The organism is Sphingobium sp. V4, from assembly GCF_029590555.1.
Classification (GTDB): Bacteria; Pseudomonadota; Alphaproteobacteria; order Sphingomonadales; family Sphingomonadaceae; genus Sphingobium.
Genome location: NZ_CP081001.1, coordinates 911,404 through 924,863 on the forward strand (window position 1 = coordinate 911,404; position 13,460 = coordinate 924,863).

General features: G+C 64.1%; 9 protein-coding genes. 1 reads left to right on the forward strand and 8 read right to left on the reverse strand.

What is annotated here, in order from left to right; genetic code table 11:
- The first annotated feature begins 17 nt into the window (after positions 1-17).
- Positions 18-293: a hypothetical protein gene (locus tag K3M67_RS04755; protein WP_285832424.1), complete on the forward strand. Its 276-nt coding sequence runs from the start codon at positions 18-20 to the stop codon at positions 291-293.
- Here the strand turns inward: K3M67_RS04755 and K3M67_RS04760 are convergent.
- From K3M67_RS04760 to K3M67_RS04795, 8 genes are all read right to left on the reverse strand, one after another.
- On the reverse strand, positions 280-6,300 hold the full coding sequence (locus K3M67_RS04760; RefSeq protein WP_285832425.1) for an LPD22 domain-containing protein: 6,021 nt from the start codon (positions 6,298-6,300) through the stop codon (positions 280-282). The two genes, K3M67_RS04755 and K3M67_RS04760, sit on opposite strands and share 14 nt — an antisense overlap.
- Positions 6,301-8,448, reverse strand: a complete 2,148-nt coding sequence (locus K3M67_RS04765) for a transglycosylase SLT domain-containing protein (RefSeq protein ID WP_285832426.1) — start codon at positions 8,446-8,448, stop codon at positions 6,301-6,303.
- Complete coding sequence (locus tag K3M67_RS04770) at positions 8,448-8,990, reverse strand: virion core protein, T7 gp14 family (protein WP_285832427.1); 543 nt, start codon at positions 8,988-8,990, stop codon at positions 8,448-8,450. The genes K3M67_RS04765 and K3M67_RS04770 overlap by 1 nt, the downstream gene beginning before the upstream one ends.
- Positions 8,944-9,402, reverse strand: a complete 459-nt coding sequence (locus K3M67_RS04775; protein WP_285832428.1) for a hypothetical protein — start codon at positions 9,400-9,402, stop codon at positions 8,944-8,946. Before K3M67_RS04775 ends, K3M67_RS04770 begins: the two co-directional genes overlap by 47 nt.
- The gene (locus K3M67_RS04780; RefSeq protein WP_285832429.1) at positions 9,392-11,185 is read right to left on the reverse strand and encodes a phage tail protein; all 1,794 of its coding nucleotides are present in this window, start codon (positions 11,183-11,185) and stop codon (positions 9,392-9,394) included. The genes K3M67_RS04775 and K3M67_RS04780 overlap by 11 nt, the downstream gene beginning before the upstream one ends.
- Positions 11,185-12,153, reverse strand: a complete 969-nt coding sequence (locus K3M67_RS04785; RefSeq protein WP_285832430.1) for a Hint domain-containing protein — start codon at positions 12,151-12,153, stop codon at positions 11,185-11,187. The genes K3M67_RS04780 and K3M67_RS04785 overlap by 1 nt, the downstream gene beginning before the upstream one ends.
- Positions 12,153-12,839, reverse strand: a complete 687-nt coding sequence (locus tag K3M67_RS04790) for a phage connector family protein (protein ID WP_285832431.1) — start codon at positions 12,837-12,839, stop codon at positions 12,153-12,155. Before K3M67_RS04790 ends, K3M67_RS04785 begins: the two co-directional genes overlap by 1 nt.
- 120 nt (positions 12,840-12,959) lie before the next feature.
- On the reverse strand, positions 12,960-13,451 hold the full coding sequence (locus K3M67_RS04795; RefSeq protein WP_285832432.1) for a hypothetical protein: 492 nt from the start codon (positions 13,449-13,451) through the stop codon (positions 12,960-12,962).
- Positions 13,452-13,460 lie beyond the last annotated feature (9 nt).

The following is a 13,460-nucleotide window of genomic DNA, read 5'->3' on the forward strand; positions in this document are numbered from 1 at the left end:
GCAAGGGAGTTTCACCGATGACAGATAGTGCGCCTGTAAATCGCTCGATGCCCAAGGATCTCGGCATTTTGTTCCTGACAGCATGGATTGCCGGCGTGGCAGCGATGCTCGGCCGCGGCTTGATCGCCCCCGTGCAGGGGCTAGGCTTTGGATTGCCGCTATTTGCACTGGGCGCCGTCATCATCTTCGCAAAGCGGAGATCGGACGAACGGCTCAAAAGCGCCCTGTTGACCGTAATAATTCTTGGTTTGCTCGCTGGTTACGGCATGTATTACGGCGCTACTCGGACTTAGCTTTCCCCTTCGTCAGCCCCCGATACCATTCGGCCGCCGTCTCCGGATCCTGCTCGCCATTGGCGACGTCGACGAGGAACTGGGTGGACGTGGCGATCTGCCCTGGCACCAGCCCAGTCCAATAGCCCGCCACCTCCAGCGCGTTGCGCACCGGCCTCTTGGCGTCCTCGCCCTCGATCATCTTGTGAACGTCGCGCGCCGATTCCACGAGCGACTGGAACGAGCGCTGGATCGGCGTGAACTGGTAATCGAAGGGTTTGCCGCCGGTCAGCCCCTCGACGAGCGGCGAGGCCACATCGCGCACGCCGGGAATCGGACCGAGCGACTGGAACAGCATCTGCTTGAAAGCCCAGAAGCCCCAGTCCTCATCATCGCCGGGGCCGTTGCCGCCCAGGATCTGCGCCATAAGCGGCGGCACGACGATCAGCCACCAGGCGCGCGCCAGCACCGCCGGCACATCACCGACCTTGCGGATGCCAGCTATATCGCGGCCAAGCGTCCGCTGCCGCTGATAGAAGGCGCTCATATAGCTGTAGAACATCGTCATGAGCTTGAGCGCCTGGCCCCATTGGCCGGTGCCGCGCGCGATCGCCGCCAGATCCTTCGGTGAACCCGACCCCTGCGACATGCGCACCGCCTTGTCGGCGGCATAGACCGACGCCTCTTCGTCCATCCCGGCCGCCTGCGCCTTGTTATAGGCGCCGATCCATGTGGGGACCACGACCATGCGGTCCATGTAGCCGATGCCGTGGAAGGCGAATCGTTTGGCCGCGTCGAGCTTCTGCCCGCGGCCCTGCATCTGCTGCAGCGTCAGACGGATGTCGCGATCGAGCGTGTCCATGCGCGAGCGCACCTCGCCCGATTTCGCCATGACGGTGTTGAAGGTGTCGATGGGATGCGCCGTGGCTTGCGCGATGCCAGCCGTCACCCACTTCGCGCCGACATATTCGAAGCTGTTGGAATAGCCGGCCAGCTGCGTCACCATCGTGGTGAAGCGGAAGCCCATGCCCACCACCGTCGCATTCGACCGGAGCTTCTGCATGAAGGCGCCCACACCTTCATTGCCCGCGCGCTCCATCGCCCAGCTGTTGGCGACATATTTGAGCCAGGGGCGGAACTGCCTGCGAATCTCGGGACCGAGCGTGTCGTCTATCGCGCGCATGACGCGCTCAGCGCGCAGGAACTTGTCGGCCTGGATGATCGCCTCGCGGTGGGTGATATCGTGGATCACCTCGCCCAGGTGGCGATTGATGACACCCAGCTGCAGCAGGATCGGCCGTTTGACCTTCTCGCTGCGATCCTTGGTCGACGAGGCGCGGGTGCTTGCGCGCGTGTATCCCGCTTCGAGCAGGTCCGACCCTTTGCCGGCATGTTCCTCGGCCGCATAGCTTTTCGCGCTGTCATAGATTGCCGGATAATAGCCGCCGCGGAATGTGCCGTGCGGGGTCACCACCTCCAGCGCCTCGACTTTATCGGGCTCCACGCCATTGACACGCCGCTCCATCGCCGCGGTTTGCGGCCACAGGGTTTCGACTATGTCCCAGATATTCTGGACGAATTGCCAGTCCTGCTCGGTCAGCTCGCGGTTGAGCACCTCGCGCACCGACGTCTCGCGCCAGCCGTAGCCGTCGACCAGGCGCTGGATATTGCCCTCATTGCCCATGTTGAGCGCCATGGCGATCAGTTGCTCGCGCTTCATCTGGTAGGGCTGGCCGGTGTCGCGGTTGAACAGCGCCGGATCCGAGAAGCGCTCCGACCAGCGACGCAGCTGCTTGCGGTCGATCTTCGCGAACTCGGCGCGGACGCGGGCATGATAGTCCGCCACCATGGCATTCTCACGGTCCTGCGCGTCGGCGAGCGGGCGGAACACGATTCGGTTGAACACGCCGTTGCTATTGCCGCCGTCGAGCCAGTCGAAAACCTGCTCCATCTTCAGCAAGGAGGCATCGAACGCCGCGATCTTGCCCTTGATGTTGTCCCACTGGCTGGGCTCCATCAGGTCGGACGGCGGCCGCTGCTTCATCGCGGACAGCCCGGTCACTGCCTCCGACACGACCAGTTCGAAATCGGCATGCTCCCGGCCGTCCAGCAGCGTCTGCTTGAGCTTGCCAAGGTGAATGATCTGCTTCACCGCCTCATCGAGCCCGATCAGCTTCTCGACCGTCAGGCGCGACCAGTGCGTCTTGCCGAGCGATTCCGCGAAGGACGGCGGTACCACGACGTCATAGCCCTCTGCCTCGCGCTGTGCGGCCCACGCCTCGAAACTTTCCTGCCGGTTGAGCGAGCGCTGGGTACGCTCTTTCATCTCGACCTGCTCCAGCAGCAGCTGCGCGCGCTCCAGATAATCCTGATCGACCGACTTGACCGTGCGCCGCTTGGCCCATTTCTCCAGCCGACCGACCGCCTCATCGACCATGTCGGCGCCGCGGCGCGCGGCCGCGACCAGCGCATTGTTGAGCATCTGGCTCTGCTTCTGGCGGAACGCTTCGTCGTGGTCGCCCGCGATCACGGCTTCCATCGCCGCCTTGCCGGCCTTCGCCGCCGCGCGCTCATAGCGGATGATGGCCGAGCGGCTGGCCACTTCGCGGACCTTGCCTTCCATCACCTGGCGCTCTGCCCAGCTTTTCGCAACGCTATAGGGGGTGACGCGCTGCCCGGTCATCCGGCCGAGCACGCGCAGTTCCGCGCCCATCACCTCACCCATGCGATCCGACTGGACGGCCGCCAGCGCCTCTTCCTGGATGCTCCCGTCGGTGAACGGGTCGCCATAGCGCTCCAGCATGATCTGGCTGACTTCCTGATCGATCATCGCCTTGCGCACCGACCGCTTGTCACCATTCTCGCGCATCTCGCGCCGGCGGACCTCGATACCCATGAGGGTGCGGACCATGTCGTCGGCCGACGAAAAACCCGCCATCTCCGCAACATCGTCGGGGCTGGCGCCGTTTTCGCGGTGGACGGGTGGAACCTGGCGCGGCAGCATGCCGGTCGCGTCCTCGCCATAATTGTCGCGCACCCACTCGCTGTCCATGGGACTGACCTTGAGCAGCTGCAGAGCGCGAAACTCGGGGAGGGCGTCGATGCGGGCGGTGACGGTGTCGCGCACATCCTCCTCGCGCTCGCGCCATTCCTTCGTGACGCGGCGCTTCACCGCGTTCATCGTCTTGGCCAGCATGCGGTCCTGCGCCTCTTCGCGCGCGGTCGCGGTCAGGCCCTGATAGGCGGCATATTCGGCCGCTGTCATCGATGCCGGCTTGTCGGGGAACAGGGCTTCCAGATTCTGCGCGGCGATCGCGTCGGCCAGCTCCTCGTCGGATGCGACCAGCCGATCCATCACCCCGCGCACGTCGTCGCTGATTTCGGAGCGCAGGCGCGACACGCTATTGTAGAGCGAGATCATCCAGGCCTTGAAGGTCTGGAACATGCGCTGCATGCCGGGAGAGGGGGCCTTGCCCTCCATCAGGTACCGCTCGACACCGCGCGCCCAAAGCTCATGCGCATCGACCGGGATCTTGCCGTCCTCGATCGGATGGCCCGCGGCGGCGAACCAGTCCTGCACGATCTGCCAGTCGTCGCGCACCTGCTGCGGTGCTTCCGGGTCGGCCGCGTCCTCGCGCAACTCCTCCAGCCAAAGGTGCCCGGCCTCATGCAGGAACGTGGACTGATCCTGCGTCTGGAACAGCTCGATGATGGCGCCGGCGCTCTGCCCACCGGGGAACAGGATGCGGCCGCGCGGGCTATCCTCCCCCTGCATGAGCGCGTCACCCTGCGCCTGTTCGGCGGCATAGGCTTCCACCGCGGCGCGGATATCGCGGCGGCTGGCCGCATCCGGGTCGATCCCGCGATTTTCCAGCAGCGCGCGCAGCTCATTGGCAGCGTCACGCACCGAGCGCTCGCGTGCAACCAAGTGGCGATCACGGCCGGCAACGCCTTCAGCCACCGCGTCGAGCAGGTCGTTTGCGCTCGGGCGCTCCGCCATCTCGGGAAAATAGCCCGCTTCCCACGCGCGGGCCGCCCAGGCGTCAGCGCTGTATTCATTCTCCCCAAGGCCGCCTTCGTCGATGAGCTCGCCCTGATCCTTGACCAGCTTGCGCCGGCCGGGCTTGCTGCGGTGCCAGGCGTCGGCCCCCATGGCGCGCAGGTCGCCGCCGGTGTCGACGATGCCACCGCCGCGCGCGATGAAGTCCATGAGCGATGGGCCGAGATTCTGCGACGCATCCTTCTGGCGCTTCATGACATCGATGGCGACGTCGAGCTGGTCGGCCTTCTGGATCGCGGCAATATTCTCGGGCAGCACCTGGCGCACCTGCAGCGCGTCATATTCGGTGCCGGTCAGCTCGCGCCCCATGCGGTTGGCGCGCGTCACGGCGCGCTGGGTCAGAAACTCGGCGTTCTGCTGCGCCATCGATGGCGACATGCCGGCGGTGGACAGTTTCTCCACGATCGTCTGGAGCAGCTTTTCGCGTGGCGCGCCCAGCGCGCGGGCGGCGCGTTCCTCGTCGGCCATGCGATCGGTCAGGTCCGCCATGACATCGGCCATGGCCTCATCGAAGGTCTGCGCCTCGCGCCGGGACATGCCGCCAGCCGACAGGCGCATATCTTCCTTCAGCGCATCCCATGCCGGGGTGCCAGCCAGCTCCGACACGGCCGTCTCGACCGGAAGCACCCAGTCGCCGCCAGTGATGACGGCATCATCGATCTCCGATCGCCAGCGATCGAAGTCGCCACCATAGGCATCGCTCTGCATATAGGCCTGCACGGCCTCGGCCGGGATGTAGACATTGTCCGCATCGGCATCGTCCGCCATCTCGCGCACCAGGTCGGCGAAGGCTACGGAATCGCGCGCTTTGAGCTTCGAGCCAGCAACAGCGTCGCCCATCTGATCGAGCGCAGCCGCCTCGCTCTGGGCCCGACGCGCGGCGATGACGCGGTCAGCCATCTTGCCAGCAGCGCGGGCGGTGCGCTCGGTCGCGAGCGTGATGCCGGCAGTCGCACCAACGCCGCCCACGGTGGCGACGAGCGTCGCGGCCGCCGCTTCCGGGCGCTCTTTGAGATATTCAGCGAAGGGCTTGTCGGGATTAAGTGCTGCCCATTCATTGAGATCCTGAAGGATGGTCGCGATCTGCTCGCCCGGGATCTCGGACTTGATCTGGTTCCAGAAGGTGCGAAGGATCGGCGATTTGCCCGCCACGTCAGAGACCAGATGCCCGATCGGCAGACGCTCTGTCGCCACTTCGATTAAGCCCTGAGACAGTGCGTAGACGCCGGCGCCCATGGTCGACAATCCACTGGCTCGCGCCTTTACATATTCACCACCGCCGGTGCTGAGACCCGCCACACTCGCGCCTGCGGTCGGCCCAGCGAGAACGCCAACGCCAACCGATGCCAGCGAGGTCGGAACACTCTCGATGCCCTGGAGCAGGTTGCGCGCCGTCCAGTTCTCGACCTCCGGGCGAGCACCAGCGGCCATTTGCTGGCCTTCGCGCGCGCGGCCGAGCGCGAAATCCGAGACAATCTGCGGAATGGAGCGAACCCCGGCGCGGCGTTCGCCCTCAGAGTTAGGCGTGAGCAAACTGAGCGTGTCAGCCGCGCCGCCGATCGCCCCCCAAATGCCACTGGTCGCTTGGAATAGGCCAGCCTCCAAGGATTTTCCGACATTGCGGATGCCATAAAAGGCTTTACCTAACAGGCTCAGACTGGCGAAATCGTCTGCACCCGCCGCCATCCCGCGCGGATTCTGTTCTGCCCACCGCGCGATCGCGCCATTGTCCCGCTGCAGAGTCGCAGCCCGGTTTATTTGCGCCGTCCGATCGAGCGCCTGCAGGTTCGCATCAGCCTGGCTGGGCGTCACGCCGAAGGCGCGGGCGAGGCCGTTCGCCTTTGCGGTGGCGTCGGGGTCGGGCAACTGGCGCAGCGCGGACGTGCGAATTTGATGGAAATAGTCGTCGAGCGGATCGGCGGCCGCACCGCCGGCCGCGGGCGTCAGATAGTCGGGCAGTTCATCCATTTACCAGAATCCCGGGCGGCCAAGGTTGGTGACATAGGTTTGCGTGATCTGGGTTTCGTTCGGCTCGCGCCCGCCATGATTTTTGGCCCACGACTCTACAATGCGGCTGCGCACGTTCGTGGGAATGGTCGGCACGCTGTACACCTCACCGGGCTTCACCTCGAAACGCCGCTTGTCGTTGGTGCCGTACCAGCTGCCGGGCACCGCGACGGGCAGGGTGGCGCGTTGATAGGCAATGCGCAGCTCGTCGTCGGTCGGCTGGCGCTTCCCTCCCGTCTGGGAGGTGATATAGGCCTCCATATCGTCGTAGACCTTCACGAAATTCTGCGGGTCATCCTTGGGATCGAGCGACAGCCGGTCCGTCTTGGACCAGAAGGCGATCGTGCTGCTGATCTTGGAGCGGATGCTCACCTCTTCGCGCGACGCATATTTCGCCTGACGGCCGATCAGCGTCTTATATTCTCCCGGCGTCATCTGGTTCTGGAATGGGCGAAGGTCAGTGCGCGCGAAGGTGTCCGGGGCTACAGTGGAGAGGATACCAAGCTCGATAGCCTTTGCCCCACCCTCATGCGGGCGCTGCGCCGCTACGCGCGCGCGCAGGTTCGCCTCCGCCATGTTCTTCACCGACATCTGCTGCTGCGGCGACATCGAGGCGAACGACGTGCCCAGTTGGGCGACGTCAGTGAAATCATCACCAAGTTGAACCGCGCGCGAGATCCCGGCCTCATAGGCATCGTTCTCGCGCGCGCTTTGGAGCCCTTTGGCGCGCTGCACACGCCGATCGATCTCCGCTTGCACGGACCGCTTCTGTTCCGGGGTCCAGCCGGCGTCGGTCGCAACGGCGTCAAGGCGGCCATAGACCTCACCCTCGTCGACGCCGTCGGCGGTACCGGATACGTTCACGCGGGCCGAGAAGTTGGAAATATATTTCTTCGTTTCGGCCGGCAGATGATCCTGCCATGCGCCGCCCCTGGCTGCGGCCTTTGCGATGGCGCCGCGCACGCCGGTCCCCTTGCTCGCGCTACCCGGACCAGCATTATAGGCGGCGGCCGCCTTGACGGGGTCGCCGAACAGCCGGAGCATCTCCGCATAATAGGCCTTTCCAAGCGCGGTATTATATTCCGGGTCAGTCCGATATTTCTGCTCATCCCACTTGAGCCCGGCCAATCGCGCGGCTTCAGGCGCCGTGCCTGGCATGACTTGCGCAGGGCCGACCGCACCCTTCGGGCTGGTCAGAAACTCACCATGCTTGCCGGTGCCGCCCTCGATCGGGATGATGCCGTTTTGGAAAAGGCTGGCGGCTGAATAGGTGACGCCTTCGCCGGCCGACACATTCGGCGCCGACTGGCCGCCCATCACCATGTCTGCGCCAGCGATCGAGAAGCGCAGCTCCATCGGCTCCTTCAGGCTGCGAGAGACGGCAAGCGTGTCTTCAGCATTGAAGTCGCCGCGGTGGACGGCCGCATAACCGATCGCATCGTCCTGGCGGTTGGAGGCGAGCAACTGATTGAGCACGGCCAACCGCGTAGCGGACGTGTAATTGCGCTTTGCCACAGTCAGGCTGACGCCGGTGACGCCGTGGACCTTGGCCTCCGCCTCCACGGCAGCGAGGCCCGCATCGAGATTGGCCCGGAACATGGCGTCGTCGGACCAGTTGAGGACGGCGGTATCCATGAACTGAGCCTGTTCGCCCTTGGCGATCGTCACCTGCTGCGATTTCAGCGCCCCGATGCTGTGCGACCCGATCTTGTCCACAAATCCGGATTCGATACCGGCTGCCGCCTGATCGAAATATCGACGCATCCGGTCATTGGTCGCCTTGCCGGAAAAGTCCTGGCGAAGCTTCGTCAGCTGCTCACGCGTCGACGTCGAGCCGTTGAGTGCATCAATGCCCTCGCTGGCAAGATAGGTCGTGACCATGGGGTTGGCCTCCGACTGATAGTCGAGCAGCAATTGCCGGGCCTGCGTCCGGTCGAACTCATCGTTCAGCGCATCCTGCTGACGTGCATAGCCGACCGCCTGACCGCCAAGTTCGCGCAGTCCGTCGCCGATCGCCTCACCTACAGGGTTGCGCACCGGCTGGACGGCGCCGACAGGACGTGCAGCGCGCTCGACGGTGTTGCCGCGATAAACGGGAACGGTGACCATCAGCTACCCATCCCTGCGCGGATCTTGCCATATTCCTTTGCACCGCCGATCAGCGTGGAACCCATGCTGAAGGCGCCACTGATGAGCGCGGCCGTGCTGGCATTGCGCTGCGACTTGGCTTCGGCGCGGTAATTGGCACCCTGGATCAGATAGCCGCGCACGTCCCGATTCGTGTTTTCCGCGATCGTGCTCGCATCCTCCTCACCGTACATTGCGGTATCGCCAACGAAATCAGCCGCCGAGCCGAAACTGATATCGAGACCGTTCGCGGCCATCGCCGCGCGTTGGGCGCCCATCTTGGCGGAGACCTCGCGATAGTGCTTCACCTGGTCCTGCTTGCCGCGCTCAAGTGCATCAGCGGCCGAAGCGCTCGCCTCCCGGCTGTTGGCCTCTGCCTGGCGTGCCGCGCCGCGCGCCTGCGCGCTGGCAGCAAGCGCGGAATAGCCTGTGCCGGCCGCTGCGACGCTGGCACCGATAATCGCAAGGGTGGCGGGCTCACACATGGTCAGACATCCTGAAGGGCAGAAAGGCAACGCCGCCATGCATCTCGCGCGCGTCGCCGATCGAAAAGCCCCAGCGCTTGAGCGTGCGGATCGCGCGGCTGTTGTCCGCCGACACGAGGTTGATTAGCGTGGGCGTCGACTGGCGCATTAGGGCGATCACGGCAGAGCCTTCGACAAGAAAGGAACGGCCCTGCTTGTAAGCCGCATCGGTGGCCAGGAACCATGGGAGGCCCACACCTTCTACCAGGTTCATGGCGACCAGCCCGAGCATGGCGATCGGCGCGCCGTCGGCCAGCACGGTCAAAGACCATAACGATCGGCGGCGCGCGCTTCGCAGCGCTGCTTTGGGTTCGTGCCCCATTGCAAGGCACTCGATCCGATCGATGTCCCGCATGTCGCGGGCGAGACGGCCTATATGGCTGGGAAGAGATGGAACCAGCTCAACGGACACCCTTCGCCTCCAGATAGGCGGCGGTGACGCGCATGGGCAGGGGGTTCTCCTGACGGATCACGACTGTGGTCTCGAAGTCTGCCACCTGCTCCATCTGCACACGCACGACGCCGCTATAGAGGTTCGCCTGCATCCCGACCGGCTCGGTGTCGCGGGTGACGACAGCTTCCTGCAGGTCGATGCGACGGCCAGCCGTTACGCCCAGCGTGTCGACAATGCGCAGGTGCGCACGGCCGGTGGTCTGCTTGGTGCCGGTCGATGCGCCGCCCGCCGCCTCGAAATTAAGTGGCAGCGTTTCGACGGTCGCGACCATGGGCAGGCCGATCGTTACCTGCATCGCCTGATCCGGTATCGTGACCCGTCCATTCTCCACCGTCAGCCCCTTGGCGACGAAACCATCCGCCAGCGCCCAGACCTCCTTACCCTCCAGATGGTCTAGGCGGTCAAATAGGGTGCGCGCCTCGTCGAGCGACCAGGACACGGCGCAGTCGAGATAGCAGGCGGCGCGGAAGTCGGCCCATTTGGCGGAGGCGAGTTGCTCCAGATAATAGACATCCTCGCCGTCAATGAAGCGCTTCACGATCAGATAGACCCGATCCTCGCCGTCCTCCGGGACCGAGCAGACCGAAGTGACCTCGCCATCGATCTCCATTTCGGTCCAGCCCCAGACCTGCTGTTCGCGCTGCCATGTGAAGGCCAGGAGCTTGCCGTCGTCGCGCACCGCCCAGATCACGGAGAGCGGTTCTTCGGCATAACACCAGTCGATGATGCGATGCCCGGTGAAGAAGTCAGGCGAGAACACGGACACGTCGTTCGACTGGAATCCGTCGATATCAAAGCTGTAGCCCAGCGTCCGGATCTCGGCGCCGATCGCCGGCTGGAAGAAAGTCACATTGTCGATCAGCAGCGCCTTGAGGGTGGACGCGCCGCGGCCATTCTGCCGCACGACCTTGGGTGGCGGAGAGGGCGAGAGATAGTCATCGTTCGCGCCCTTCACCTGGAAGATGCTGTCCGATGTGAGCGCCAGCAAGCTCTGCGCGGGGATCAGCTGGTTGATCGCATTGACCTTGCCCGAAGAACAGGCGATCGAGAGGCTGTCATCGGCCTTGAGCGGCCGCGCCTTGTCCATGTTCTCGAAGTCGGAAGATCGAGAACCATAGATGGCATTAGGGGCGTTCTTGGTTTTCCCAACCCATAGTCGCTGCTCGAAGAAGGTCACCGACCCGGGATAGTTGCCGACGCCATCAAACGGATTCCAGCCGACGACGGGCGCATCGGACAGGTCCGCATTGATATTGTCATCGCGGAAGGTGAGCGCCGACGTTTCGCCGACGAACCCGAATGAGGCGCCATTATCGCTTTTGTAAATGCGATAAAACGTCGCGCCAGTAACGCCGCCCCACACGATCTGGTTATAGTTGCGCTTGAGCCCAAGATCATTGGTGACTGTAACCGCCGCCGATGCGCGGCTCTCTTGTCCGGTCAGATCGTTGACGGCGCTGACCTTATAGGACGCAGCCTGCGGGAAATAAGCCGCCCCACTATTGGGAGCGTCCGTGTTCGGCGTGATGGCGGTAGCGTCGATCGTCGCTGGCGCCGCAAGGGTGGGCCCGAACGAGACGGGGTTGAACGCCCAGCTATAATGGCTGGCACGGGTCAGCTTCGTGATCGGGTGATCCTGATGCACGATGTACATGGTGTCGAACGATTGGGCATAGTCGACGTCGGGCAGCTCGACCGCATTGTAAGGCGTGCCTGCGCGATAGAGACGATAGCCACCCATTACGGAATGTTCGGCTTGATGTTGTGGCTAAGCAGGCCGTTGGAAATATATGTGCGCGCGCGCTCGACAGTCAGCAGGACGACGCGAGCACGACCATCCTCGACGCCGAAAGCGGAAAGCACGCGCCAGGCACCTTGCCACCAGACACGGTGATATGCCGTCCCGCGAAGCTTCCGACCGCCAAAATCGGCGAGCCAGACATCGGCCTCGACCGTCTCGAACGCCGCCACGCGAAACGACCCCAGCACCATCGTTTCTTCATGGCGGGTGCGCACCATATCGCCGACTGCGATATCGCCGGCAGGCTTCTGCGAGCCGTCAGCCATGAGGATGGGCGTATCGACGGTGACGCAATAGCTCCCGCCGCCGCCGGTCGTTGGGGGCGGAGGAGGCGTAACGGGGGGCGGCACAGGCGGATCAGGGGGAGGCGCTGCGGGATCTTCAGTCCGAAGTGTACCGCCGCCTGACCCAGTGAAAACGCCATAACTGGTCGTGTCCAGATCGATGGTGAAGTTGTGCTCATCCACCACCGACAGAATCGACACGACCCGCTCATTGATCTGCACCATGCCTTCGACATCACGCGCGATGAATTGGTCGCCAACATTGTAGGCGTGAAAGGGGATCGTCACCTGCGCCGGATTGGCGTTGGTGATGGCGGTGATTTGCAGATGCTCCTCCAGCACCATGCCGCCAAAAGCGGCCGGCCGCATCGCGCCCTGGGTGAAGGCTAGCGCATAGGGCTGGTCGAGCGAGAAGGTGAAAGGGAACAGGCGGCCAGGCCCGGGCAGCTTGTAGACGAACCGCGTACCCTGCCTGTTCTGAAATCCGCCGCGCTTGACCAGGACGATGTTGACGCCCTGCTTCAGCCCCGCGCTGTAGGACGCGATATCGACGCGGGCATGCAGATCCTTGGACAGGACGCCCTTGGAGAAGTTGACCTGGCCGAGATTGACGCCGGCACCCATTAACGGCCGTACCCATGCGTATCGAACGTGCCGAGCGTGCCCATTCCGACTCCACGAGCCCGTGCGCGTTCGCTCACGAAATCATCGTCATAGTCAGGCGTGCGGTTCGCCTCGTCCGCGATCGCGCGCTGGCGCTGAATCTCCGCCATCTGCATCAGCGACCGCTGCCGGGTGGCGTCGTTGAGGATCGGCATCACCAGACGTGAGGCCAACTCCAGCACGACCAGCCGCGCAAATGAGGAGGTGAAGGACGAGACCTGCACCTCGTCCGGCAGATATTCGAGGATGGCGTCAGGCAGGTTTGTGTAGAGCACCTGGCCGGCAATCTGATATTCGACCATTGCGGCCAGCTGATTGGCGACGCCGACGGTACCGGCGAACCCGATCAGGTTGGCAGCAGGGGACGCGGTACCGGCCGGCAGGATGCGCATCGGCGTGCCGATCCCAGCGGGCAGGGCATAGGCAAATGCCCATTCGCCCGGCCGGGTGTTGCCGATGACGGCCATGGCGACGCGAACCTTACCGAAGCCCCAGTCATAGGCTTCGAGCAGATCGGAAATGACGCCGCGATAGAGCCGCTTGCAATGGCGGGCGCTTTGCTTCGTCTCGTCGTTGAGATCGGAGATAGTCTCCGCCGGCAGTTCGCCGAGCGCTTCATTGCAGATGTCGAGGATCGATCGCGCCATGCCAGTGGCATACGACCGGATGCGAGGGGGCTGAATGCGCTGGTGGTAGAAGTCTCCCGTCGACAAAAAGGGCGGCCCGCTTTTGACGGACCGCCCTTTCCCCCGGCAAACGCTCGAACGTTACTTCGCCTTGGTTGCCGGCTTGGCTGCTGCCGAAGCCGCCGCGACCGCGTCGGCCAGCTGATCCTTCAGATCGTCACGCTCCTTCGTGAGATCCTCGATCGCCTGCATCGCCGCATCACGCTCGGTCGCGGCGCCGCTCCGTTCGGTCTCCAAACGGGCGACCTCCGCCAGCGCTTCATCGCGCTCCTTGTTGGCGTCGGCGATCAGCTGGGCCGCGTCGGTGTCGCTGCTGTTGCGTGCGTCCAGCTTCGACTTGAGATCCGCGATGTCGAGGCCTGCCACATCGAGGCGATCGACGATGGCCGCGGCGCCCTTGGGCCCGTGGCCATTGCGGAAGAAGTCGATCAGCTCATCGACGGTCATATCTGCGGTCAGTTCGTCCGTAGGCGCCACCTGCGCCGGCACCGACTGTTTGGGCGGTACCGGCGAGCCAGCCTTGTAGAAGACGCCACCGATGAAGCTGTCATGATCGAGCAGCTTGGTCATCATCCGTTCTCC

Excerpts from the sequence above, each read along its gene's own strand:
- K3M67_RS04755 (WP_285832424.1), top strand. The coding sequence starts at position 18 with ATGACAGATAGTGCGCCTGTAAATCGCTCGATGCCCAAGGATCTCGGC.
- K3M67_RS04760 (WP_285832425.1), bottom strand. The coding sequence starts at position 6,300 with ATGGATGAACTGCCCGACTATCTGACGCCCGCGGCCGGCGGTGCGGCC.
- K3M67_RS04765 (WP_285832426.1), bottom strand. The coding sequence starts at position 8,448 with ATGGTCACCGTTCCCGTTTATCGCGGCAACACCGTCGAGCGCGCTGCA.
- K3M67_RS04770 (WP_285832427.1), bottom strand. The coding sequence starts at position 8,990 with ATGGCGGCGTTGCCTTTCTGCCCTTCAGGATGTCTGACCATGTGTGAG.
- K3M67_RS04780 (WP_285832429.1), bottom strand. The coding sequence starts at position 11,185 with ATGGGTGGCTATCGTCTCTATCGCGCAGGCACGCCTTACAATGCGGTC.
- K3M67_RS04785 (WP_285832430.1), bottom strand. The coding sequence starts at position 12,153 with ATGGGTGCCGGCGTCAATCTCGGCCAGGTCAACTTCTCCAAGGGCGTC.
- K3M67_RS04790 (WP_285832431.1), bottom strand. The coding sequence starts at position 12,839 with ATGGCGCGATCGATCCTCGACATCTGCAATGAAGCGCTCGGCGAACTG.
- K3M67_RS04795 (WP_285832432.1), bottom strand. The coding sequence starts at position 13,451 with ATGATGACCAAGCTGCTCGATCATGACAGCTTCATCGGTGGCGTCTTC.